Source organism: Thalassotalea algicola, assembly GCF_012932965.1.
GTDB classification, from domain to species: Bacteria; Pseudomonadota; Gammaproteobacteria; order Enterobacterales; family Alteromonadaceae; genus Thalassotalea_F; species Thalassotalea_F algicola.
Map to the genome: position 1 here is coordinate 203,539 of NZ_JABBXH010000001.1, position 25,028 is coordinate 228,566.

Sequence of the window (25,028 nt, forward strand, 5' to 3'; positions counted from 1 at the left end):
TATTCGTTTTCTTTCAAAATAAGGAAAGCTAAGTGGAGTTAGATGCAAATAAACTACTGCATGAATATTTGCCCGATAAAACAAATGAACAACTCGGTCTGTCATTTAATGGTGGAGATCGCATAATTTACGTAAACGATGAAGTGGTGAATAAACTAGGTTATAGCTCGCCAGACGACATTATTTCTCTGCATCCATATATGCTGTCACCAGAATACCAACCCGACGGTCAGCTTTCATCAATCAAGGCACTACAATTAATTGAAAAAGCGAATGTGACTGGCAAATGTGACTTTGACTGGTCACATCAAAAGCTGGATAAAACCATTATTAAATGCCACATCTACTTGTTCAGCCTAAATGACCCGCGCTATAGCGCCAACATGTTCGCTGTATGGGAGTTCTATGACAACTAATCGAGAGTTAGTTTTTGATAGTTATAAACGAATCAACGAAGCAGGCTCAGCATTTTATGATCATTTTCATGAAAACTTTGTAAATGCCGACGAAAAAATCGCTAAAATCATGGAGAACGTGGATGTCGGAAAGCAACAACAATTACTCTCTCAATCGCTAACTCATGCGGTATTGTTTACTCAACCTGATGCAAAAATTCCAGAACATCTGCAAAAACTAGTCAATCGCCATGAGAAAATGAATTTAGACGAAAGTTATTACCAAACATGGCGCTTAACATTACTTTGCAGTATTGAAGCATTTGATCCCGATTTTAATGAAGTGCTAAAACAGGCATGGAACGAAGCGCTATTACGTTTAACCGATATTTTCATAAAAAGTGAATAGAAAAAAAGCCGCTAATTGCGGCTTTTTCATTTAGTTTAATGACTAATGACGACGTGGGCGCTTAAATTTTTCACCTTTGACATCATCTTTATACGTTGACCAACTCGTTTCATTTTTACGCGTATCTGAAACTGGTGGCGCTGTTTTATATTCTGGCGCATTCTTTTCAATATACGCTTTCATTACCGGCTGTAAATCATCAAAATCTGCTTCTTTAGTACCTGAGGCATGAATATAAATGGTACCTTCACGCCCAGTCATCATCATCCACGGTAGCCAGTCAGAAATACGAACCCAGTCAACATGCGTATGAGCAAATTCATCATTCACTAAACTATTAGTATCACCTGAAAAGTCGAACATTTCAGTTGCATGGTAAACACCACCAATTTGCTTTTGGTAATCTCCCGCTAAAACATTGTGATAGAAAAGAGGCACATCAAACATCATTGACCAAATTGGCCCATTTACGCTACCGCCAAATTTCTTTTTCCAAGGGTAGGTTTTACCTTCTTTATTACGTGGAAAACTTGGGCCTTGATTTACAGGGTCATTAGTAACATGAATTACGTCAAGCTCTTCACCGGTAAACGGGTTTTGCCATTTTTCCAACGGCTGACCTGTTTTAGGATCGGTATACAGAAGAATTTCTCTCGTTACTAGCTTATAGGTTTTACCTTGCACGCCACCGTCAACCGTACCACAACGGCGAGCACTCATTCCTTCAACATTGAATAAGTGTTTGTCTGCTTCACCCATACGACGTGAATACGCTTTTCCTTGCCACTTATAATAAGACACTTTGTTGTCTTCCATTGAACATAGTATTTTACGCATAGCAGCGGTATTACCATCTTCGGTAGTTAAGTCTATTTTATGTGATGCAAATGCAGCGGTTGTCACGCTTGTCGCAAGCATAAATGTTAGTAACTTTTTTATTTTCATTGTTGTCTTTTCCTTCTATCGATTGCACAAGCTAACCTGTATTCACCAAGTTGTGCTTTGAGATTTATCAAATCAAGAAAACTAACTTCGGTGAATTTGTTTCAACTCTTTTCAATCGATCGATTTTGTTCTTGGTTAACGTCCAATGATTTTCCAGATACCGGTACCTGACATTATTGGCCTTTCGTTAGTATATAGCTCGCCTTCAGCAAATATTACCGAGTGGGTTTTACGGGTAATTTTCCCTTTCCCGTATATCACATCACCTAATTTTGCTGCTGCAAGAAATTGCGTATTTAAATTGATCGTCGCAAATTGAATATCGTGAGTTATCTCATCACCAATTGCGCGATAAACAATGTAGTCGGTCATCGACAGCAATACGCCACCGTGAACAACACCTTCAGGGTTTAAGTGCTTAGCTTCAATGACTAATGCTCTAAGCCAATAACCGCCTTGTTTCTTTTCGTAAAAAGGCCCAGACAGTTCGGAAAATCCTTCTTGCTTTTGGCACACTTCAAAACCCGCATCAATTAAGTACTGATTATTCATTGATTAAAATCCGGCGTGCGTTTTTCTAGAAATGCTTGCGCACCTTCTTTAAAGTCACGTGATGAGAATGCCTCATTAAATAATGCACGAACCTCTTGTTCTGCTGCTTGATTTGTCTGTTCGATAAAGCCCATAGTCGTTTTTACACCGGCAATCGATTGACCACTTACAGCAAGCAGTGACTCGACGAGCTCTTCAACTTGTTCTGATAATGCGTCGATGGTACATATTTGCGTTACCATGCCCCAATTAAACGCGGTTTCAGCATCTAAGATTTTTCCGGTAAACAATATTTCTTTGGTTCGTGCACTGCCAATTACATTCATTACTCGGCGCGTATCTTCAATGCTATAAAGCAATCCAAGTTTAGCTGGCGTAATGGCAAACTTAGCTTTATCTACGGCAATGCGAAAATCACAACTTAGCGCTATACCCATTCCACCACCGAAGCAAAGACCATTAATAGCCGCTATAGTTGCAAATGGCAGTTGTTCTATTGTTTGTTGAACAGACTGCACTAAATGATTGTTTTTCACTAATCGAGATTCATCTCGAATAATATCGGTAAGCTCTTGAATATCAGCACCCGAGCAAAACGCTTTATCGCCTTCAGCACTGATTACTAATATTCGAATGTTGGCGTTTTCTCTGAGTGTTTGACAATATTGTTCAATGTCTTGCCACATCTGCTGAGTAAGTGCGTTATATTTTTCACTTCGTTTAATGGTCAGCCTGGCGACTGGGCCGGTAACTTGCAATTCTACCGTTGACATATATCAAAAAAATCCTAAGCAAAGTATGGCAACCGTTGTAATCACAAGTGCCATGGAACAACATAAATTAATATCTTGGTTCAAACTAATATCATTGTATTGAGCCTCAGCACAAGCTTTATCATGGCAGTATTTGCGATCTAGCAATTGCCCTATAGAGCCAATAAACAGGAATCAGGCATGTCAATAAATTCGCCTCAAACGCTCGCACAAAAAATCATAGCTAAGGCAAGTGGTAAACAACATGTAGTCCCAGGGGAAATAGTGACTTGTCAGCTCGACTTAGTGCTAATGCACGACTCTAGCGGCCCTCGTCGAGTAAAGTCTCGATTAGAAGACTTGGGTGCGAAAGTATTTGACCCAAGTAAAATTGTGTTAGTTAGTGATCACTTTGTGCCCGCGACCGACCCTGAGAGCGCTGAAATATTGGCATTAACCAGACGCTGGGCCCAAGATAATTTAGTGAACCACTTTTACGATATGCAAGGCATTTGTCATGTCATGCTACCGCAACAAGGTCACTTAAAGCCTGGCATGTTCTTAGTGGGTGGTGACTCTCATTCTCCTACTGGCGGAGCATTCGCTACCTTTATGGTGGGAATTGGCGCAACTGAAATGACCGGAGCTCTCGCAACTGGTGAAATTTGGATAAAAGTACCAGAAACTATTCGAATTAATTGGTCGGGAGAACTCCCTGATGGTTGCAGTGCCAAAGATATCATGCTGTTTTTATGTAAAAAGCTTGGTATGAACAACAACTATAAAGTAATGGAGTTTGGCGGCGAAACTGTGCGCGCTATGTCGATGTTTGAACGTATGGTGCTGTGTAACATGTCTGCTGAGCTAGGTGGAAAAACTGGCATTATTGAGGCTGATGAAACCACCACCGAGTGGATTAAAAGTACCGGACAAGCTGTTGATATTGATGCACTTGACTGGCAAAGCGATAACAAGGCGAAATACGAAGCGGTTTATCATTTCAATGCTAGTGATTTAGTACCTCAAGTCGCTGCACCACACAGCCCAGAAAATACCGATAATGTTGATGTTTTTTCCGATGTAACGGTTCACCAAGCCTATATTGGTGCTTGTACTGGTGCGAAACTTTCCGACTTGCATATGGCTGCGCGAGTGTTAAAAGGTCAAAAAGTCGCTCAAGGTACTCGCTTACTAATTGCGCCAGCTTCAGTAAAAACGACAGAAATGGCAGCAAAAGACGGCACACTTAGCCTACTGACAGAAGCGGGCGCTATTATGTTACCAACTGGCTGTGGTGCCTGTGCTGGCATGGGGGCAGGAGCAATAGCAAATGGGGAAAACTGCATTTCTTCAACATCACGTAATTTTAAAGGCCGAATGGGCTCTCCTGATTCAAATGTCTATTTAGCTTCACCATACACGGTTGCCGCTAGTGCAATTGCCGGAAAAATTGCCGATCCGCGATTATTCCTGACTAATCAACCCTAGAAATGCCAAAGGACACTAAAATGAATTCAAAGAAAATAATCGGCAATGCATGGGTATACGGCGATAACATTGATACCGACATCTTGGCCCCAGGGCCTTATATGAAAGCATCGCTTGCCGAGCTCGCCGCGCATTGCATGGAAGCAATAGATACCAGTTTCGCCTGCCAAGTAAAAAAAGGCGACATTGTAATCGCGGGTGATGCTTTTGGCATTGGTTCTTCAAGAGAACAAGCGGCTCAAGCGTTAGTCGAACTTGGTGTGGCAGCCGTAGTAGCCAAATCATTTGCACGAATTTTTTATCGGAACTCGCTAAATTTGGGGTTACCTGTACTCTTCTGCCCTGACATCGAGAATGTAGATAAAGGCGATGAAATTGAAGTAAATCCTGAAACAGGTGTCGTTACTAATCATACCAAACAACAAACATTCCAATGTGAGCCTATCCCTCCCGAGTTAATGACAATCGTCAATGCCGGTGGCCTGATGCCTTATTTAAAATCAAAGTTCGCTAAAGAAAACAAATCAGGATAATTAATGACCCACGCAGCTAAACTTCGACAACTGATCGCCGCTCAAGACATTCTCGTTGCCCCAGGGGGGTATGATGCTTTATCCGCCTCGCTTATCGAAAAGGCAGATTTCAAAGCAATGTATTTATCAGGGGCAAGTATCGCATACACACGCTTTGGCCGACCTGATATCGGTTTAGTATCAATGAGTGAAGTTGCTGAAACCATTTCTGTTATACGAGAGCGTACTAATATTCCCGTAATTGTTGATGCTGACACTGGCTTTGGTAATGCGATTAACGTGCAACGAACGGTTAAATTATTTGAGCGAATGGGCGCATCAGCAATTCAACTTGAAGATCAGCAAATGCCGAAACGTTGTGGTCATCTAAAAGGTAAATCGCTAGTGTCAAAGGCTGAAATGGTTGGCAAAATAAAAGCTGCGATAGATGCACGAGCCAATCCTGACACTGTGGTTATTGCTCGTACCGACGGTATTGCCGTAGAAGGATTTGAGAAAGCAATGGCGCGAGCTGACGCTTATTATCAAGCAGGTGCTGATCTATTATTTATTGAGGCACCAGAATCACTAGAGCAGATGCAACAAATAAATGCGCATTTCAAAGACAAAGTACCACTTCTCGCCAATATGGTAGAAGGTGGTTCAACACCAATCAAAGAAGCGCAAGACCTGGCGGATATGGGTTATAGCCTAGTGATTTTCCCAGGTGCAATGGTACGTGCCTATACCTATATGGCGCAGGAATTTTTAGCGGCGCTAAAACAAAATGGAAATACCAATAGTTACCGTGAACGCATGCTAGATTTAACTGGATTAAACGAATTACTCGGTACCCCTGAAATTCTTTCCCGAGGTCAAAAGTATCAAGCCACAGAAAATGAGAAATAAACGATGAGTAATCGACAATTAGGCCCTATTGTTGGTGCAACGCTGATTACTAGTGACCTTCAACATGTATCGAAAAGCTACCAACAAGTTTTAGGCTTTAACTTACACGCTCAATTTCAAGTCACCGAAGAATTAGCATTGCTTTGGCAGTCACCTAAGCTAGAAGAGGCAAACCTTCACGTATTAGCATCAAGTGATGGCAATAGCTGGCTTAGAATTGTCGAAGATAATTCAGCCAAGCCTGCCATGCCATTAAAAAGCCATGGTTGGATGTCGTTGGAAACCAATGTTGGCAATGTCGATAGCTTGCGTAAACGCTTTACCGATGAGCGATTTACCATTATCGGCGAGCCTGCATATTTACAAGTCAGTGATGCCATTAAGGCGATGCAAGTTATTGGTCCAGCTGGTGAAGTTTCATATTTAACACAAATTGAACGCGAAGTACCGCCATTTGAATTGCCAATGACCAATGCAGAGACTGCCGGTTTATTTATACCTGTGTTAGCAACACCAGACAGAGATAAGTCTTTAGACTTTTATCAAACACTAAATGCTGCCGACCAAGGATTAAAGTTTGATACAAAAGTCAGTGTGTTAAATAACGCTTGGAGACAAGAGTTAGAACATCAATATCCGGTTGCAACACTGCAGCTTGACGGGAAGTGTTTATTCGAAATCGATCAGGTGGCACAAGCATCGGCTATTGTGAGTAATGAAAATGGTTTACCTTCGGGCATTGGTTTGATTACTTGCGTTACTAAAAATATCGATGCCATAGCAAAGCGATTTAATTCGAACATTCATTTGATAAACGATGACTACTACCCTGGTACTAAGGTCTTATTATTAAAAGGCCCTGCCGGGGAGTTTATCGAGCTAGTTGAAGCGAGTTAGCTATTTATTAAAAGTTAATTCGCAACCTTGCAGGTTTATCAGATAAGTGCGCTAGCGAATCGGGTAATATTGGTTGATATGGTGCTTCAAACGAGAAGCCTGTTTTTGCTTCCGTCCAATGATTTATATGTTCGCCGCCAACAAAACGAATTAAGCATGTGCAACCGGTTCTTGATCCAAACGGCCCGTGTGGGATCATTGGTGGACGCCAAAAATAGGCCCCTGTGCGCATGCTGCCATGTGGGCCAATTAAATCACCAGTAAGCACCAGCGCCTCTTCAGGGGTTGGGTGATATTCTTGCTTACCTTCGTTATTTTCAGGAAAAGTCTGTGGCAGAACTGAATACAGGAATGTTTTTGCTTTAGTCACAGGGCAAATGCGCAAAATTTTGCGGCTTGCACACAAGTGTTTTAAGTTGCCATCAATCGTACTGTGATCCCAAGGTAACGTTATGGTATCTACGCCTAACATTGCTGGAGTATCTGCACTAGGTTGCTCAAATGAAACAACAGGCGTATCTTGACCGGCAATTAATCGAATGACTAAAGCTTCTTTTGAGCAGTGAATATCGCTTCGCTCAAAGTGTCTAGGTAAATAAGCATAACTGCCTTCTCGGTGTAGCACATCATTTATCCATAGTTCACCATGCAGCACAAAAAGCTCTTCGTCGCAGTGTAAGGTAAATGCTCGATGAGAGCTCCAACCTTCAGGAATAGTGTATAGCGCTGTCAACCCTTTACCATTTTTTGCTTCGCTCAACACCTTGTATGTAACGTCCATTAATTTAGGGTGAGCCAGCCATTCAAGTTGTTGTGATTGAATAAATTCGATATGTTCTCTAGACATTTTTTCACTACCTATTTGATTATATTGATAGCCTATAACATAGTGACAATAGGTGAATTGATACTTATCAGTTTAGTGCAGGATTTAGCGAGGATATATGGCTGAAAACGAAGAGATAACACAATATATTGAACAAGCGAGTAACTTTGCCCAACCAATTCTAATTAAGCTTAGAGCGCTAATTCATCAAGCAGCTCCTGACATCGATGAAGTGATCAAATGGCGCCAACCTTGTTTTGAAAAGAACGGATTAATTTGTGCCACTGCAGCGTTTAAAAAACACATCAACTTTTCATTTTTTAACGGTAAACATTTAACCGATAAAAGCGGTATGTTTACCGACAACGAAAACAATAATTTAGGTTCGATAAAAATCACTTCACTCGACACCTTGCCAGCAGATGACATCATCATCGATTTTATTCAACAAGCCATAGTGTATAACCGACAAGAAAAACCGAAAAAAACAGTAACTCGAAAAGATAAATCAACTTTAACTTTACCTAGCGAATTAAAAAAAGCACTTACCCAAAACTGTATAGCGCAAGAGCAGTTTGAACAAATGAGTTATTCAAAACAAAAAGACTATGTTGACTGGATTAACGGTGCCAAACGCCAAACAACTAAGGAAAAACGCTTAAATACGGCCATTGAATGGATTAGTGAAGGCAAAGGAAGAAATTGGAAGTATGAAAACTGTTAGCGGCTAATAAACAAACGGTATACCAGTAACTATCGGCATACCGTCTGCAGCAAGTTCATCAAAGATGAACACTAGCGATTGGTTATAAAAACTGTTTAAAGAATTGAACAACCGCTTGCTGATAAACATCACGGTTTTCTTTCTTACGATAGCCGTGCCCTTCATTTAAGGCATTCATATACCATACGTTTTTACCGTTTTTACGTAACTCAGCAACCACTTGTGTAGCCTCTGTTACCGGTACACGAGGGTCATTTTCACCTTGAACCACAAACATTGGAATATTGATTTTATCTACATGATTATTTGGGCTGATTTTCTCTAAATGAGCACGCATTTTCGGGTCGCGTTCATCACCGTACTCTACACGTCTCAAATCGCGTCGATAAGACTTGGTATTTTCTAGGAAGGTAACAAAGTTAGAAATACCCACAATATCAACCGCGGCTTTTAAGCGATCGCTATAATGTACAGCACTGGCTAGTACCATATAACCACCATAGCTTCCGCCGATTACCGCTACGCGCTCAGGGTCTAAATCTGGTTGAGTCTTAATCCAATCAAGTAAAGCACCTATGTCTTTTACCGAATCTTCCCGCTTAAAACCGTTATCTAAATTAATATATTCTTTACCGTAACCCGCCGAGCCACGTACATTAGGACCAATAACCGCCGCACCTAATTTGTCCATCCATAACTGATAAGTACTTCTAAACGCTGGTCTAAACTGACCTTCAGGGCCACCGTGAATAGAAATGATCACAGGTAGCTTATTCTTCACTTTATTTTCAGGCTTATAAACAAAGGCTGGAATGGTGCGATCGTCAAAACTTTTGTAGGTAATTAGTTCTGGTACTGCAAACTTGCTGGTATCTAAACCACCTACTTCACTATATGTCCAGCGGCTAAGTTTGCCGTATTCAGTGGCCTTTTCACCTAACGCTAAAACGAAGCTATCGCTAGGTGATTGTGAAGTATTTAATGTTAAACCAAGCTTTGAGCCATCATCACTAAATTCGATTCCACCAACTAAACCAATAGGCAAGCCTTTGACCTGAACGAATTCAAAACTTTTAGTATCAAGCAAATAAACGTTATTTAAGCCATTCTCATTCACCGAAAAAGCGGCTTTGTCACCTTTAGGTGCTAAAGCAAACTCACTAACATTCCAATTAATATCTTTAGTGATTACTGTAACTTTACCACCTGAAAAAGATTTGTAAGCGAGCTGCTGAAACTCACTAAATTCATTGGTAATAAAAAACATACCTTTGTTATCAGCATCAAAATCTAGACCATAGTTTGCGGTACCTTGTTCGAGATTACCGGCTAAAAGCTGCTTCTTTTTAGTGGCAACATCAATGAGATAAATCCTCGAATCACTGGCACTGACATACTGTTGCGCAATTAACTTCTTATTGTCATTACTCCAGTCTGTTGGTCCCCACCAACTGCCATCGGTAGACTCTAAGACAATACTAGCGTTATCAGGTGAATTTGGATCCATCATCCAAATATCATTAGATTTCCCATTACGCCTAGTACTTTGAAAAGCTAGTTTTGAACCATCGGTATTCCATTGCAAAGCGCCATTTCGTGACTTGCCATCACTTAGCATGGTACTTACACCTGTTTTAGAGTTTAAGGTGAATATCTGCGCATATTCATTGCCGCCAGCATCCATAGTAAAAGCGATAAGATCGCTATTAGGTTGCTTAGTTACACTACCAATAGGCTCTTTAAAGAAAGTTAATTGATGACGAGCACCACCGGCCATATCGACACGATGTAATTGACTCACTTCACCAAAACGAGTCGACACTAAAATACTAGAGCCATCGTGAGTGAAGCCACGAAAAGGAGCACTTCGAACATTCTGATATTGATTAAGATCTTGAACAATTTGTGCTGGAATTTCAGGTACATCTTCCATCACCAAATTGCCGTTATTTGCCGTTCTTGTTTGAACTTCAGCACTTGCTGTAAAGGCGATAGACAGGCTAAGTGCTAGAACCGTTATTTTTTTCATTATTGGTCTCCATGTTTTAACTTATCCAATCTAGCATAAAAAACTATCCATGCATGCGTTTGATTTTGTTACAGAGTATGGAGAAAAAGGTTAGGGAAAACGTAAGAAGAATATAGTATTGTGAAATAAATTGGCTAACAAACTCACGTTAGCCAATGTTGCCATAATTACCCTTAAGCAGTTAAATCGACGGTAGGTATTATTTCCTCAATTAAACTAAAGGCGTTCGAGACAGAATCCTTTGACTTGCCTGATGCCAATTGCTCCAATGCTTGTTGCAGCTTAGATTGTTGGTCGTCATTAAGGCTGTCATTTTCACTTAACGACTCCAACAATGTCGTCAGCATATTGCCACTTTCAGACGGTTGGCCATAACCAGCGTTTTGTTGCCTTTCCTGCATTTTTTCCATTCGAGCTTCCATCGCTTGCTGATGCTCAGCAGTTGTTACTTCACCATCACCATCGACGTCCATTTGGCTAAACCTTTCCTCAAGTTTGGAAAGATCTGCTCCTTCTGGTGCCGAAGCAGCCATTTCTTCTATCGTTAACCCTCCACTTTCGTCGCTATCTGCCTGTTCAAAGCGCTCCTGCGCTTTCTCTGGTGACATCATCGGTGGTCGCATGGGCATGTTGCCTGATACGTTCATCTTGCTTCTCCTTAATATTGTTAAAAGCAGCTTTTTATCGGCAAGTTTAAGACCAGTTCTATCCACAGACGTCAAGCTTTACATTGCTCTTACGTTAACTGACGATTCTTCACTTATCTTTACACTCAAGGCTAATTTTTAAATTAATTTTTTGGAGCACCGCTTACTCAAATTAAACAAAGTAAAAAAAAATAGTAGTAATCAAGAAAAGCGGCGGTATCTTGCCACTTTGAAGCAAAGCAAAAAAAAGCTAGCCACTCGGGCTAGCTTAAATGCAACATTCACCAGTTGGACGAGGGGGAATTTTTACATCGGTTTTACAGCGCCGAAGAAAGCTACGGTAAGAATGCCAATCCAATAGATATATGCTAATCTTCGACCAAAACGGATTGATTTTTCTAATATTTCTTCAACTTCTGGGTTATCACCTTCTTCATCTAAGCGGCGGAACATGGTAGTCCATTCACGCATAATAAAGCGCAGCAATAAACCAATAACTAATAATAATGAAAATATAAGCAACTTAATTGAGAACCACTGTTGGCCTTGCTCAGCGAGGAATGGTCCATAGCCCATCAAAGAAGTGGCGGCACTAATAAATACAGCTGGAATAACTACATAGCGAATCGCCTCGTCAGCTTTAGTTAACTTGATGCCTAAATCAGTTTCTCGCTTAGCAAAGGCTGCCCAACATAATGCCAACCATGCTGCATAAAATACCCACATGCCGACAAGGAAACCGCCACCATAAGGCTGAACCCCCCAGATATGTCCCATATGCATACCTAACGGTAATAAAATAATAATGCCAGTACGAGCCAAAATATCGATGCGATAAGCCGTTTCCATATGACGACGACGCTCTGCCATCGCTAGCTTTCGATTAATGACATGGAATGACGTTTGGAATACACCCCATTCACCACCCAACCAATACACCATGGCGACAATATGCACCCAGCGCAAAATTGGTAGCTCGTACAACTCGATAAATGACATAAGCAGACCTTATTGTTATTTGCTTAATTAACACTATGAACAAGACTAAATGCCGCAACATTTAGACACATTAACAAATGTCAAATTGATCCATTGAATTGAATTTTTGTATCAAAGCATTCAATACTGCCATGGTAAATATTGTAATTAGTAAATTTAAAACATGAAATCACACAAAAAATAATGCTATATAGAAAAGCACTTAGCTAATTCATCTAAATTAGATATAGTTATTATAAAAAATAGTAAGGTGCAATTTTGACAAGAGTCGTTATTTTTGGGAATTCTGGTTCTGGTAAATCAACACGAGCAAAAGCATTAGCGTCAGATAACAACTTGGCACATTTCGACTTAGATACCATAGCTTGGCTACCAACGTCACCTCCCCAGCGTCGAGCTATTGCAGAGTCTATTTCCTTGTTAGATCAGTTTCTCAGCCAAAATAATAATTGGGTTATCGAAGGTTGCTACTCAGACTTACTGACAGCTGTACTTCCTTTTACCGAAGAAATTATTTTTCTAAATTTGCCTATCGAGTCCTGTGTTTCAAATGCAAAACAACGCCCTTGGGAGCCTCATAAATATGAAAGTAAAGCGGCTCAAGATGCTAACCTCAATATGCTTATAAAATGGATTAGTCAATACGCTACTCGTTCAGATACCTTTTCTAAAGCAGCCCACGAAAAATTGTACAGTGAATTTGAAGGAAAAAAAACGATGTTTACGTCTAACCAAGCTAGTGAGTAGCCAACCTTTCGTTTAATAGAAAATATTCTAAATACTTATCAACAGGAATTAAAAACACATTGGATATTTGCATAAAAACCATCAGTCCATCTGTAGCAACATATAACGAACTGAGAAAGAAAGTTGGCTGGGGTAATACTAGTCCAGAGCAAGCGAAAACTGCACTCAATAACTCATTGTTCCATGTGATCGCCATAAGCAATGAGGAAGTCATCGGTATGGCTCGTGTAATTGGTGATGGCGCAATGTTTTTCTACATTCAAGACTTAGTGGTAGATCCAAGTTTTCAAAGAAAAGGCGTTGGCGGCATGCTGATGCAGAAAATAGAGTCTTATTTAGTTAAATCGGCACTGCCGGGAGTTACTATTGGTTTATTGTCGGCGAAAGGCAAAGAAAACTTTTATCAACGCTATGGCTACAATGTACGAGACGGTTCTTTATTAGGTTTAGGCATGTGTAAATTTATCGAATAATGAAAGAAAAAACGTCTTCATACTAGCTAAAGACGCTATTGTTTTACTTTAAGTACTTCTTTACCTGTTCGGTATGCTCACCTAACGTTGGTGGTGCTTGGTTATATTCAATTGGTGTCTGTGAAAAGTTCACTGGGTTTGCCACCATAGGCACTTTGCCAGCAGTTGGGTGTTCAAGCTCAAATTGCATATTACGATGCTGAACTTGCGGATTTTCAAACACTCTATCCAAGGTATTGATTGGGCCACAAGGCACATGGGCGCTAGACAGTTCTTCTAACCAGTACACTAATGGTTGTTGCTTAAACTGTCTTTCCAATAGAGGGATAAGCTGCTCTCTGTGCTTAACTCTCTGTCCGTTAGTGGAGAACTCCATTTGATCTGCTAACTCTGGACAGCCAATGATTTCACAACATTTTTTAAATTGTCCATCATTGCCTACAGCAAGCAAAATAAACCCATCTTTAACCGGCAGTGCTTGGTAAGGCACAATATTAGGATGTGCTGTTCCTAAACGTTTTGGCACGTTACCTGACACTAGATAATTACTTGCTTGATTGGCTAACCAGGCCACTTGCGTATCGAGTAAGGCAATATCAATATGCTGCCCTTCTCCGGTTTGATTTCTATGATGTAGCGCAGCAAGAATACCACTTACTGCATACATTCCCGTCATCAGATCGGCAACTGCAACGCCTACTTTCTGTGGACCACCACCGGGTAACTCATCTTTTTCTCCCGTTAAACTCATTAAGCCGCCCATGGCTTGGATCATTGCATCATAACCCGCTTGCTGTGCATACGGCCCGTCTTGGCCAAACCCGGTTATCGAACAGTAAATTAATCTTGGATTAATCGCCTTTAGTGACGTGTAATCTAAACCGTATTTAACTAAGCCACCGACTTTATAATTTTCAACAACAATATCTGCTTGCACAGCTAGTTTTTTGATTATTTCTTGCCCTTGTGGACAAGTAATATCGACTTCAATCGATTGCTTTCCACGATTCGCCGCTAAATAGTATGCCGATTCTGCAGTTTCCTCACCTTGTTCATTTTTCACATACGGAGGTCCCCAATGACGTGTATCATCACCGGTTGTCGGACGTTCAATTTTCCATACAGTTGCACCATAGTCAGCAAGCACTTGAGTAGACCAAGGACCTGCGAGAATGCGGCTTAAATCTAATACTTTTATATCAGTTAATGGCCCTGCCATAATGATCCTTTATTTAATTATCGACCAAGGCTTTAATTGCCGTTGGTACTTGATATTGATAACCTGCGTGTTGCTGCCATTGCTCCGCCAATTGCAGCAACTGGAAATCACTCCCTTGTGGACCAACTAACTGCATTCCTGCGGGTAATTCACGCTCAGTTTTCATAGGCATAGATACCGCACAAAGCCCGGCTTGATTGGCAAAACTTGTAAGGTCAGCTTGGTTAGGCGGTACTCTAGCACTCATCGAAAATGCCCGTTGTGGAGTTGTCGGCATTAATAAATAATGCCCAAAGCTAAATAATTTTCGAGCAGTAACAACCGCTTCCTCTAACACCCTTTCCGCTTTCATCACATCCATAGGCGACTTACTATCAATGTACGACAAGAGTGAGTTTAAGTAAGGTGAAAAAGCCGCATTATTCTTTTGCCAGTCAAGCTCATGCTCAACTCGCATATCCGCTTCACAAATTATCAACCCTGCTCGCCTTGCAGCACCAAAGTCATAGCCCTGTTCTGCACTAGCACCAAAGTCATCGAAGCTAAAGGTGTTAATTTCAAAACCCATTTGCTCAAATACTTTCAAGCCTTTTTCAAAGTCTTCAACAATCGATTGGTCAACACCTAATTCTTTTAAATTTTCTGGTACTAGTAATCTGGCGCTAGCTGGAAAGTGCTTACTAAAGTGCATAGGTTGTGATTCTGCCGAATGCGGATCAAAGCCTAGCATTATATTAGCTGCCAAAGTTAAGTCTCTAGCTGAGCGAGCCAATGGGCCTATGTTGTCCATTACCCGAGAACAAGTCACGGAGCCTCGGTTACTCACCGCACCTCGACTTGGTTTATAACCAAAGACGCCACAATACGATGCTGGAATTCGTACCGAACCCATAGTATCTGTTCCGAGTGCCAGCGGAGACATGCAACTAGCGACTGCCGCACCTGAACCACCAGACGAACCACCTGAGGTTAAATCAAAATCATAAGGATTAAAGCAATCTCCATAGTGACTATTGTGGTTACTCGCACCAAGAGCGCCTTCATGCATATTGAGCTTGCCGCTTATATTAGCACCAGCTAGTTTAAATTTTTCTATTACGAAAGCATTTTGTTGTGGCTGAAAGTGACGACGAGTTTCAAGACCCGCTGTGGTCGGCATCCCCAAAACATCAATATTATCTTTTACAGTAATGGAAACTCCAGCCAGAGGGCCGTTTGAGCTAGATAACTCTGCTGTTTCTGGCTGATGGATAAAGGCATTTAGCTTAGGGTTTACCTGTTCAATTAACTGCTGCTGAGCAGTATGTAACTCTGACAAACTCAATTGTCCACTACTGACCAACTCTATTTGCGCGGTAAAGTCCTGACTCAGTAAAGATAAATCTGCCATACGTTTATTTATACCTTTATTTATACCGTTAATTAACGAACACTTTGTTAATTGTTTAAGCTACTTAAATCTATTGTCTATCAGTCGAATTGGTTTTTGGCGCACATCAACTTGAGTAAGTGGCGTTAATTCACCTTCGCCGACAAGTTCAACCTGCACCTCAATACCAATCTTTCGTTTGAGTAATGCTTTATATTCATCAATGATACTATCACGCTTTTCAACTGGCGTACTGACTTCAACTTGGACGATCATTTCATCACGACCGGCTTCGTCCCGTACCGCACGACAGATATATTCACCTAGAAATTCATCTCGCTCATCCATCATTGGACCAACACCTTGAGGGTATATATTGATGCCACGTAATTTCAACATATTGTCTGAACGCCCCATAAAACCGCGGATGCGCATAAATGGCAGTCCCATTTTATTTTCGCTAGTAACCTCTTCGGTAATATCATGTGTATTGAAACGAATAATCGGATATACATCATCTTTATATAAACACGTAACAACCATATTGCCTTTGTCACCGGGTGAAACGACTTGATTGCTATCAGGATCGAGTATTTCTAAATACTGGCAGTCTTCCCAAACGTGCATACCATCGTGATCTGGTCCTTCTGCTGCGATAGTGCCTGTATCGCCAACACCATACCAATCAAATAATTCTGGTTGCTTTTCAGCATTCCCCCAAGCATTGGCAATAGCTTCACGGCTTTCCATACCCAAGTGGCCAATAATCATATCAATGCTGATATCTTCGCCGGGCTTTATTCCTTCTTCTTTTGCGACATCAGATAAGCGTTTGATGTAATCAACAAAACCAACTAACACATTCACGCCAAACGTTTTCATTAAATTGACTTGTTGCACTGAACGCGTTTCGACACCTGTTCCTGCCGATAAAAACATCGAATTGGTATAGTGGGTTACTGCTTCACGGATATAATGTCCGCCATTGATCATGCCATGGCCATAACACGACTGAATAGTTGAACCCGCTTTTAACCCCATAAACCGGTAGGAACGAGCAACTAGCAATGATTGAATTTCTCGACTCTTAGGACCAAATAACAAAGGTTGAGGTGTACCGGTTGTGCCACTGGTGGTATGAAACACCAAGGGGGGACGTTGTTCTACTGGAATATCATCCAAACCATGAAAGTCACCTATTGGCGGATGTCGCTCTACACTATCCATAATGTCTGATTTTGAAATTAACGGCAGCTTTTCAATATCATCTAAGCTTTTTATGTCTTCTGGTACTAGGCCAGCAGCGCACCATATGCGTTGATAAAAAGGAATTTGCCAAGCCCGCGCTACCACTTTCATAAAACGCATATTTTGCAGTGCTTTTAAGTCGGCTTTCGACATGGTTTTAAAGCGATTTAATACTTCGTCACCTAAAGGATAATCGTTAAGCATTTGCTTATAATCAAAGCTTTCAAAATAGGTGGGATAACTGCTGTTATTTGTGGTCATGACAACTCTCGTTTACTGGAAATACCAAGATGGAAATTAGTGATTACTATCGGTATTGATCATTAATTGAATTAGAGAATTAATATTCGACAAATGTGTTAATTGGTCTATGCCATTTATCAATTTATCTATTTGCGCAGTGGAATATCGATACTTTGCACTATGGCAAGCAGAGATAAATTTAGCCCGCTGCGCATCGATGCTAAGTGGTCTTTTAGGATGACCAAGCACTTGTGGTAAATCAATGCCGTAAACAGTATCGTCTAACATTTTTATCTGTACAGTTATTGGCGCGAGCGCATTTGGATCAGAGACATCATTAACTAAGGTAGTGACTTTATTTGCCAGTGATAAGCGCGATGAATCGTTTAAACATTCTGGGCTGAAATCCTCTACGGTTACTGTGCCAGTTAGCACTGCCGTTGCCGCGATATAGCCATTACACAGCTTAGCATAATTGGCATCCATGTTTGCTATCGCAGGGCGACCAACAAGCCGATGAATTAATGGTGGCGCAGTTACGGTAATTGCAACAATATCATTGGGTGAAATAGCGTGTAGTTTCATCAATTGACATATTCCATCAACCGTACCATGTCCAGCTCTTCCCGTTGGAAAAGGCTTATGACTGACCTGTTCAATTTGAAATTCTTTGCCAAGTTTATGCCAAAACGGCGATAAATCGTAACTCTCTTCGATTAGATTAAAGTAACCATATGGCCCTTCTAATATATCTTTTGGCCCTTCAAATCCGGCTTTTGCAAGATTATAAGCTTGTATTGCCGATTGAGCGTTTAATCCTATTTGCAATGCTAATGTCGGCGAGCCTTCGACATGTGCTTGCATAGTGCCGCTAAGTTTACTGTAAGTAATTCCTAGAGCATTAGTAAGAACATCTTCGGACTCACCCAACATCGCACAAATACCAGCAGCAACGCCTAAACTTCCGCACATTGACGGCCTAAAAAATCGTAAGCCAGATGTAACGCTTTGGCCGATTAATGTTGCAACATCGACAGCAACGACTACCCCTAAAATTAACTGTTTCCCCGACACTGCATATTGTTGTCCTATCGCCATCATCGCAGATAAAATGGTTGCCATCGGGTGAACGACGGCAGCTTCATGCACACAGTCCCATTCTTGATTATGAATTTGATAACCATTAACTAGCGCTGCCGCCCCCGAATTTAGCCATTGTCCCGTTGTCCACACTTGTGCTTGTTTTGCTTCACCTTCAAGTTGCACAGCGTGAATAACTTGTTCAACACGTTTAACGCGAGAGCCACTTAAGCCGACGCCTATAGAATCAAAAATAAATGCTTTAGCGGCGTTAACTGTCGATTCTGGTAAATCGTCATATTCTAGCGTCAATATATGGTGCTTAAGGGCATCAATAGCAGTAATCGTCATAAAATTTATCTTTCTAAATAGGAGTCTTTGTTAAAGTGATAACAGTTCGACAAATGCCGAAAATTGTTCTTGGTTTTGCCAATCAAATTGCATGATCTTTTCTATGTTGTCAGGGGAAACCTTGGCAAAACTTAATAGCATGGATGCTTTTGCATTTAATTGGTCATCTGTCAATGGCCGCTCCGGATCGCCCAGTGTATCAATGGTCGAGCACGCAACCTCTTCACCTGAACTACACAATATTGATATCCCAGCGCCATAATGTTGAGGGTATTGGTCTTCAAATGTAGAAGAGACGACGACAGTCACTTTTTTACGTAAATCATTAACTTTCTCACTTAAATAATATTCAGCGTCATAATGAGCCAACAATGGTTCACCAAACAACAAACAACTTGCTACAGCGTGCTGAATACTGAATTTAGCGTCTAGCGCTGTGCTGGGTGTTTTCCTATCACAAAACACTTGTGCATCTTGATATGTCTGAACAGTAACTTTATCAATATCTGCTTCGTCGATTTTAGTTTTAGCTAATAACTGAAGTGTTGCATCGATTGCTGCATGTGCATGCCGACATGCTGGCCAAGGTTTAAAGCTACAGTCGTAGATTCGCCAGCTTTTAGATTCAACGACCATTAATTCAGGTGTTGCGTCATTAGAAAGCGCATTGAAAATACCTTGAGGCCCTTCAAAAATAAAAGCAGGCCCTTTAACACCTGCGTTGGCTAGCAATACTGCTTGCAGCCCTGCTTTAGCCGCTTCGCTGTTATGCCATTGTTTGGTGTCTACTATTTCATTTCGCATTTGCCACAAACCACCAGTGCGGCTGCCAACATTACCCAACGCCCAAATTGTTTGTTCTTGGTTTAACTTAAATAGACTTGCCGCAGCAATACAAGCACCAAATGTCGCACAGGTCGATGTATTGTGAAAATAGTGATAATGACTTCGCCCTATGGCTTCGCCAACGCGAATACTCGCTTCGTAGCCTTTTATCACTGCCACAAGAAACTCGCTAATAGATGCACCTGTATGTTGTGCCGCCGTAACGGCGGCAGGAATAACGATAGGGCCAGGGTGTAGTATCGATGTACGGTGAATGTCGTCCATTTCTAAGACATTCCCTAAAGCAGCATTTAAACCTAAAGCCGCTTGCCAACTTGTTTTAGCAACACCAATAGCTGAAAACTCACCGTTTTCTCTATTGGCAAGCTCAGTATATATACTGCCAATATCACTCTTTGCGCCGGCATAGGCACAAGCAAGCCAGTCTTTGATATGGCTAGCGGCTTGGTTTAAATCGACTTGAGTAATTTTTTTAGTAGCAATTAATTCAACTAGCTGCTCAGATAGGGAAGACGAACGATTCATTAATAGCTTTCTAATTTCATCATATTGGCATTAAATTGATTGTTGTTAAATAATCAAATTTTAGCCAATGACCAATATCAATCTGGCTAGTAATTACTAAACTTTTCTGTTCATTTTGATTTTGATAATTATCAAAATAGCCAAATTTGCCGAGAAATAGCACTTTTTTCGTTGCGGGATTTTGGTAGTCTGAAAGTCGAATTATTATAGGGCTCTATCATGTTGTTTCATTTTTACTGCATAGATAATCCAGAAAAAGCACACCAATTTAGATTAAAAAAATTACAACAACACTTAGATTGGGTCGTTCAAAACATGCAATCAATCAAGGTTGCAGGACCAATAAAAGATAGCAAAAGCCAAAACATTATTGGTTCAGTTTATGTAGTAGAAGCAGACAGCGCCAAACAAGCATTAGCAGTGCTTAGTGAAGATCCTTATCACCAAGCAGGGATATGGCAGAGCATTAGCCAGCAAGTATTTAACGATTACGCAGGAACTTGGGTAGGCGGAAAAAACTGGCCTGGTACTAAATAGCAATATAAGCACCTAGAAAATTATTATAAATAGAGGGTTTTATGCAGGCACAATCAACAATGACGGGATCAACCCCAAGTAAACAGCGCAAGATTATGCACTGGACCATGGTTTTTATTGCCATGATTTGCTTGTTAATTTCAAACGGCATGGTCATTACCGGTCTAACTGCTTTTGATAGCGCCATGCTAGCTGAATTTACCAACTGGACGCGGGGAGATTTAAAACTTCGTGGACTAATCACCTTAGCACTTACCGGTATTTTGGCACCTTTCATTGGTATTTTAATTGACCGAATTGGTGTTAAATTACTGATGATGGTTGGTGCAGTTGTACTGAGCATTGCTTTTTTCTGTTACGGCTATATCACTGAAATTAGCCATATGTATTTAATTCATGCGGCATTTTCAATTGTCCTCGTAGCTTGTGGTTTAAATGTTGCGGTTATTCTAGTGTCAAACTGGTTTGTGAAACTTAGAGGCACTGCCATTGGTATTACGGTAATGGGTACATCGCTTGGTGGTGCGATACTAGCACCACTATTCGGTGGTTGGATTGCCGATGGCATGCATTGGCGCGATGCGTTTCAATTAGCAGCTGTTATTCCTTCTATACTATTCTTGCTTGCCGTCGTGTTAGTAAAAAACAAGCCTACTGACGTTGGTTTGCAGCCATTCGGCTTTAGTGAAGAACATAAAGAAGCGGATCTTTCTAAACACGGTTTATCTTACAGTGAAGCAATACAAACTCGATCATTTTGGGCCATTGCTTTTATTGCTATGTTCACTTTCTATACCTTATTAGGCTTACAAGCGAACTTAATTCTACATTTACAAGATTTAGGTTTCGATATTAAGTCGGCAGCGGCTGGTCTTGCTATGCTATTTACACCGGCACTAATCGGTAAATTTTTATTCGGTATGATTGCCGATAAAATCAAAGGAAAAAAAATTCTATATGCCAATTTAATCTTGATGCTACTCGGCCTTATCGGCTTACTGGTTGCAGATAAAACAACAGTGCTAATTACCATTGCAGTTGTAGGTTTTGCTTGGGGTGGTTTTTATACCTTATTGCAACTCAATGCCGTCGATAACTTTGGACTGCGTGCCTCTGGTAGATTATTAGGTACAATTACAGTACTAGATGCATTTGGTGGCGGCTTAGGGATATTCTTAACCGGAAAAATGTTTGATATGCACGGTACTTATCAGACGGCTTTCACCGTCTTTGTTGTCTTAGTTATTATTTCTATCGGATTAATCAGCCAAATTAAAAAGCACGTTTAAATACAAATATTAGCCCCAAAAGCTGATTTCTAGCGGATTTTGGGGCTAACGTTATTTTCTAGGGTCGCCATATGCTTGCTCAAATAACACGTTAAATTCGCTATCAGTTAACGATTTAGCAGCCCTTCTGTGATATTGATAAAATATATTTTTCCGTTTTAAGTTAGCTAATGCGCGATTAAACGACGCTAAAAACTTATCATTCGTTTCGGATTTACTACACATTAAATATCCGAGTGTAAATGAACTTGCACCTGCTAGTGGGTAACTAAATAACGGAGTATCACTAATATATTGCCAACGGTTTTCAATCACTGACGGAAATTCAATTTTCATATCGAACCTTCGCCTATTTAGTGCTTCAAGTTGTGTAAGAATATCCGCAGGTGTCGCCACTTTTTGATGCGCAGCTAACTGTTCAATTTGTTCATTAAGTACAGTACTGAAAAACTGTCCTTGCGGAACTCCAATTGTCAGCCTTACATTTTCACTAAACAGATTTGATAAGTTAGTACTCTGTTTACCGTTTTTAATAGGCAATGGTGCTTTACTATATATTCGCAACCCTGGATACATTACTACCGGGTCACTAAAATTGAAGTGTTCCTGTCGTTTCTCATTTTTAGCTTTGTTAGCGATACACGTATTATTGCTTTGCCCAAAATCTTTAACGTCATCGGTAAAGCTCTTATATTTAACTAAGTCGAAATTGTAACTTTCCATCGATTGGATCACGGAAGAAAAAACGGATCCTTCGAGTGAATTTTCAAGTAAACGAGTATTTCCTCTTAATAAATTGACATCTCGAGTACGTATTTCAATTTTAGGGAAAGTTAAATCGAGGCTGTCAAAAAGCGTACGGCCATATTCTTCCTGATATATCTTAGCCAACACGCCGTTGTTTCTAAGCGAAAGCATTTTCTTGTCAAACTTTTCCGCAAGACGTTTACCTTTCGCTGTATTAGCAAAAGCGACATATAGTTTTCTTGAAGGTAGCACTTCGAAGAAATTCACTTTATCTCTGTATTGATCAAATAAGTTATATTCGTAATCAATAAATACGTCGATGCGATTATTAAGTAACAGTTCAAAACCTTTTCGCTCATTACTCACCAAATAAGATTGGTGAGGAACATCAATATATTGAGCAATTTGGTACCCTCGCACCCAAGACAACATCGCGCCATTTAAATCTTTAGCCGAGGATATGTGCTGGTTTTTTTTATTGTAGAAAGCAAGCAATGGGTATTCATAGTCTAGGTGCCAATAAGGAATATATCCGCTATCAAGATCCTCTAAAAACACACCTATGATTAAATCATAACTACCGTTTTCAAAATAATGGAGTTTGCGCTGGTAACTATCGTAAATAACCTCTAATTCATCATCAGCGAAAACATGCTTGATAATGTCATTATAAATACCAGTACCATCAGCATTGGTGTAACCAACCCATTCGGTAGCCCCAACTCGAATGCGCTCGGCGTGAACTTCCCAAGAAAAAGATAATAAAATGAGTAAGAATAACTTAAGCTTAAACAAAAACTACTGCACTTCTTCAAATGGGCGTTTTCTTAGACTATAAGTTTTAATTGAAAAAAGAAAGTTTAGAACCACCAAGGCGATGGCACACCAGTATTTCTAATAAAAGCTTTTTTGCGCATAAAACGATGAATAGAAACATTGCCCATACGTGAACCACCTAAGCCCGAGTATTTAAATGACTGTTTTTCTGCTTCATGAACTAGTGCAGTTAAAGAAGCATCATTAATACTAATAGCACCCGCTTCAAGCTGCAGCGCGATTTGTTCGGCGTGCTCTACATTCTGGCTAAATACTGCAGCAGATAAACCAAAATCAGAATTATTGGCCTTGCGAATGGCTTCTTGATCAGTATCGACAATTACAACAGGCAAAATGGCAGCAAAGGTTTCTTGGTTGATTATGTCCATATCATCAGAAATATTGCTAACTATGGTCGGCTGACAGTAGTAGCCGCCACCAAGCTCTACAACTCGCCCCCCGGTTAAGAACTGCGCGCCCTTCACCTTTGCATCTGCCAACTGACGTTTAACTATATCAACTTGCGACGGCGCAATAATTGGCCCGATTTCTCCCTGATTTATATTTGGAAAATTATGAGATAATTGCTTAACTTCGGTTACTAATTTAGCGATAAACGCGTCGGCTATGTTTTTATTAACATATACTCGCTCTAGCGACATACAAGATTGGCCAGCATTAACCATACTACCCCAACATAAAGCCTTTGCCGCCACGTCTAAATCAGCATCTTCACAGACGATTGCAGGATCTTTGCCGCCTAACTCTAAAAAAGCTGGAATAAAACGCTTTGCACAGGCTTCACCTACTTTTCGACCCGTTGCGACACTGCCGGTAAAGCAGATCAAATCTGCTACTTCTGAAACGGCTTCGCCGGTTTGACCACCTCCAGTTACAACCGAAAAGACTTCCGCTAACATCGGCACTTCACTTATAGCTTTAATCAATGGCTTAGTCACTCTAGAGGTAACTTCACTTGGCTTTAATAATACTGAACAACCTGCGAGTAACGCAGGAATTGCATCGACTAATGATAAGAGTAACGGGAAATTCCATGGGCTGATAATTCCAACTACAGGGTAAGGCAAATAGCTTTGCTTAATCGCTAGAAAAGGAATTTCACCTGATCGTTCGGCTTGTGTTGCTAGTAACTCGGGAGCTTGACGACACCAGCGGTCAATTGCACCTATCACAACATCAACTTCCAACATCGATTCATTTGCTCTACCAGTATCGTCAATTAAGGCTTCAACAAAACTAGGCTTAAGTGCTGTAATAGCTTGAGCAAATATCTGTAAGTATTTGATGCGATCTTGAAGCGATAGTTGCCACCACTTTTTCTGTGCAAGTCTCAACTGCTTGGATTTAGCCATCACATCACTTAGCTCATGGCAGATTAACTGAAAGTCCGGCTCTCCCGTCCTAGGGTTAGTAATTGCTATACTATTTGCCAT

General features: G+C 40.7%; 25 protein-coding genes. 11 read left to right on the forward strand and 14 right to left on the reverse strand.

From position 1 onward, the window contains the following. Nucleotides 1–32: 32 nt before the first annotated feature. Both HII17_RS00940 and HII17_RS00945 read left to right on the forward strand, forming a co-directional pair. Nucleotides 33–416, forward strand: coding sequence for a hypothetical protein (locus tag HII17_RS00940; RefSeq protein WP_169073455.1), 384 nt, complete (start codon nucleotides 33–35; stop codon nucleotides 414–416). Then, nucleotides 406–804, forward strand: coding sequence for a globin domain-containing protein (locus HII17_RS00945; protein WP_169073456.1), 399 nt, complete (start codon nucleotides 406–408; stop codon nucleotides 802–804). The genes HII17_RS00940 and HII17_RS00945 overlap by 11 nt, the downstream gene beginning before the upstream one ends. Nucleotides 805–846: 42 nt before the next feature. On the opposite strand, the gene HII17_RS00950 is transcribed toward HII17_RS00945, so the two are convergent. From HII17_RS00950 to HII17_RS00960, 3 genes are all read right to left on the reverse strand, one after another. Then, a complete protein-coding gene (locus HII17_RS00950; protein ID WP_169073457.1) occupies nucleotides 847–1,749 on the reverse strand; it encodes a DUF1838 family protein in 903 nt (300 codons plus the stop codon). Nucleotides 1,750–1,884: 135 nt separating this feature from the next. Continuing rightward, nucleotides 1,885–2,301 (reverse strand): PaaI family thioesterase, encoded by a 417-nt coding sequence (locus HII17_RS00955; RefSeq protein WP_169073458.1) that lies wholly within the window; start codon nucleotides 2,299–2,301, stop codon nucleotides 1,885–1,887. Then, on the reverse strand, nucleotides 2,298–3,074 hold the full coding sequence (locus tag HII17_RS00960) for an enoyl-CoA hydratase/isomerase family protein (RefSeq protein ID WP_169073459.1): 777 nt from the start codon (nucleotides 3,072–3,074) through the stop codon (nucleotides 2,298–2,300). Before HII17_RS00960 ends, HII17_RS00955 begins: the two co-directional genes overlap by 4 nt. Before the next feature lie 180 nt (nucleotides 3,075–3,254). On the opposite strand from HII17_RS00960, the gene HII17_RS00965 reads away from it, so the two are divergent. From HII17_RS00965 to HII17_RS00980, 4 genes are read left to right on the forward strand one after another with little or no spacing between them, the layout of a single operon-like run. Further along, the gene (locus HII17_RS00965; protein ID WP_211185207.1) at nucleotides 3,255–4,541 is read left to right on the forward strand and encodes a 3-isopropylmalate dehydratase large subunit; all 1,287 of its coding nucleotides are present in this window, start codon (nucleotides 3,255–3,257) and stop codon (nucleotides 4,539–4,541) included. A 20-nt stretch (nucleotides 4,542–4,561) separates the two neighbouring features. Then, nucleotides 4,562–5,074, forward strand: coding sequence for a 3-isopropylmalate dehydratase small subunit (locus tag HII17_RS00970; RefSeq protein ID WP_169073460.1), 513 nt, complete (start codon nucleotides 4,562–4,564; stop codon nucleotides 5,072–5,074). Nucleotides 5,075–5,077: 3 nt separating this feature from the next. After that, nucleotides 5,078–5,962, forward strand: coding sequence for an isocitrate lyase/PEP mutase family protein (locus HII17_RS00975; protein WP_169073461.1), 885 nt, complete (start codon nucleotides 5,078–5,080; stop codon nucleotides 5,960–5,962). Between the two features lie 3 nt (nucleotides 5,963–5,965). Next, the gene (locus HII17_RS00980; protein WP_169073462.1) at nucleotides 5,966–6,859 is read left to right on the forward strand and encodes a VOC family protein; all 894 of its coding nucleotides are present in this window, start codon (nucleotides 5,966–5,968) and stop codon (nucleotides 6,857–6,859) included. Between the two features lie 7 nt (nucleotides 6,860–6,866). Here HII17_RS00980 and HII17_RS00985 read toward each other — a convergent pair whose 3' ends face one another. Further along, a complete protein-coding gene (locus HII17_RS00985) occupies nucleotides 6,867–7,706 on the reverse strand; it encodes a cupin domain-containing protein (RefSeq protein ID WP_169073463.1) in 840 nt (279 codons plus the stop codon). Between the two features lie 97 nt (nucleotides 7,707–7,803). Here HII17_RS00985 and HII17_RS00990 point away from each other — a divergent pair, with 97 nt between their 5' ends. Continuing rightward, nucleotides 7,804–8,409: a YdeI/OmpD-associated family protein gene (locus tag HII17_RS00990; protein ID WP_169073464.1), complete on the forward strand. Its 606-nt coding sequence runs from the start codon at nucleotides 7,804–7,806 to the stop codon at nucleotides 8,407–8,409. Between the two features lie 82 nt (nucleotides 8,410–8,491). Here the strand turns inward: HII17_RS00990 and HII17_RS00995 are convergent, their stop codons facing one another. From HII17_RS00995 to HII17_RS01005, 3 genes are all read right to left on the reverse strand, one after another. Beyond that, entirely contained in the window at nucleotides 8,492–10,438 is a 1,947-nt protein-coding gene (locus HII17_RS00995; protein WP_169073465.1) for a S9 family peptidase, read from the reverse strand. Between the two features lie 173 nt (nucleotides 10,439–10,611). Continuing rightward, nucleotides 10,612–11,085 carry an EF-hand domain-containing protein gene (locus HII17_RS01000; RefSeq protein ID WP_169073466.1) on the reverse strand — a complete coding sequence of 158 codons (474 nt, stop codon included), beginning with the start codon at nucleotides 11,083–11,085 and terminating at the stop codon, nucleotides 10,612–10,614. A gap of 306 nt (nucleotides 11,086–11,391) precedes the next feature. Next, nucleotides 11,392–12,084: a hypothetical protein gene (locus HII17_RS01005; protein ID WP_169073467.1), complete on the reverse strand. Its 693-nt coding sequence runs from the start codon at nucleotides 12,082–12,084 to the stop codon at nucleotides 11,392–11,394. Nucleotides 12,085–12,342: 258 nt separating this feature from the next. Between HII17_RS01005 and HII17_RS01010 the strand changes: the two genes are divergently transcribed. Further along, nucleotides 12,343–12,831: a P-loop NTPase family protein gene (locus tag HII17_RS01010; RefSeq protein ID WP_169073468.1), complete on the forward strand. Its 489-nt coding sequence runs from the start codon at nucleotides 12,343–12,345 to the stop codon at nucleotides 12,829–12,831. Between the two features lie 59 nt (nucleotides 12,832–12,890). Next, nucleotides 12,891–13,304, forward strand: a complete 414-nt coding sequence (locus tag HII17_RS01015; protein ID WP_211185208.1) for a GNAT family N-acetyltransferase — start codon at nucleotides 12,891–12,893, stop codon at nucleotides 13,302–13,304. Nucleotides 13,305–13,347: 43 nt separating this feature from the next. Here the strand turns inward: HII17_RS01015 and HII17_RS01020 are convergent, their stop codons facing one another. The 5 genes from HII17_RS01020 to HII17_RS01040 are packed head-to-tail and all read right to left on the reverse strand — an operon-like array spanning nucleotide 13,348 to nucleotide 20,185. After that, on the reverse strand, nucleotides 13,348–14,523 hold the full coding sequence (locus tag HII17_RS01020; RefSeq protein ID WP_169073469.1) for a CaiB/BaiF CoA transferase family protein: 1,176 nt from the start codon (nucleotides 14,521–14,523) through the stop codon (nucleotides 13,348–13,350). Between the two features lie 13 nt (nucleotides 14,524–14,536). Then, nucleotides 14,537–15,913, reverse strand: a complete 1,377-nt coding sequence (locus tag HII17_RS01025; protein ID WP_169073470.1) for an amidase — start codon at nucleotides 15,911–15,913, stop codon at nucleotides 14,537–14,539. 60 nt (nucleotides 15,914–15,973) lie between these two features. Then, nucleotides 15,974–17,401, reverse strand: coding sequence for a phenylacetate--CoA ligase family protein (locus HII17_RS01030; RefSeq protein ID WP_169073471.1), 1,428 nt, complete (start codon nucleotides 17,399–17,401; stop codon nucleotides 15,974–15,976). A gap of 36 nt (nucleotides 17,402–17,437) precedes the next feature. Then, complete coding sequence (locus HII17_RS01035) at nucleotides 17,438–18,814, reverse strand: MmgE/PrpD family protein (RefSeq protein WP_169073472.1); 1,377 nt, start codon at nucleotides 18,812–18,814, stop codon at nucleotides 17,438–17,440. Between the two features lie 30 nt (nucleotides 18,815–18,844). Beyond that, a complete protein-coding gene (locus HII17_RS01040; RefSeq protein ID WP_169073473.1) occupies nucleotides 18,845–20,185 on the reverse strand; it encodes an MmgE/PrpD family protein in 1,341 nt (446 codons plus the stop codon). 219 nt (nucleotides 20,186–20,404) lie between these two features. On the opposite strand from HII17_RS01040, the gene HII17_RS01045 reads away from it, so the two are divergent. Both HII17_RS01045 and HII17_RS01050 read left to right on the forward strand, forming a co-directional pair. Beyond that, a complete protein-coding gene (locus tag HII17_RS01045; protein WP_169073474.1) occupies nucleotides 20,405–20,722 on the forward strand; it encodes a YciI family protein in 318 nt (105 codons plus the stop codon). Nucleotides 20,723–20,781: 59 nt separating this feature from the next. Then, on the forward strand, nucleotides 20,782–22,011 hold the full coding sequence (locus tag HII17_RS01050) for an MFS transporter (RefSeq protein ID WP_235938605.1): 1,230 nt from the start codon (nucleotides 20,782–20,784) through the stop codon (nucleotides 22,009–22,011). 51 nt (nucleotides 22,012–22,062) lie between these two features. Here the strand turns inward: HII17_RS01050 and HII17_RS01055 are convergent, their stop codons facing one another. Further along, complete coding sequence (locus HII17_RS01055; protein ID WP_169073476.1) at nucleotides 22,063–23,553, reverse strand: type 2 periplasmic-binding domain-containing protein; 1,491 nt, start codon at nucleotides 23,551–23,553, stop codon at nucleotides 22,063–22,065. Nucleotides 23,554–23,618: 65 nt separating this feature from the next. Continuing rightward, on the reverse strand, nucleotides 23,619–25,028 hold the full coding sequence (locus HII17_RS01060) for an aldehyde dehydrogenase family protein (RefSeq protein WP_169073477.1): 1,410 nt from the start codon (nucleotides 25,026–25,028) through the stop codon (nucleotides 23,619–23,621).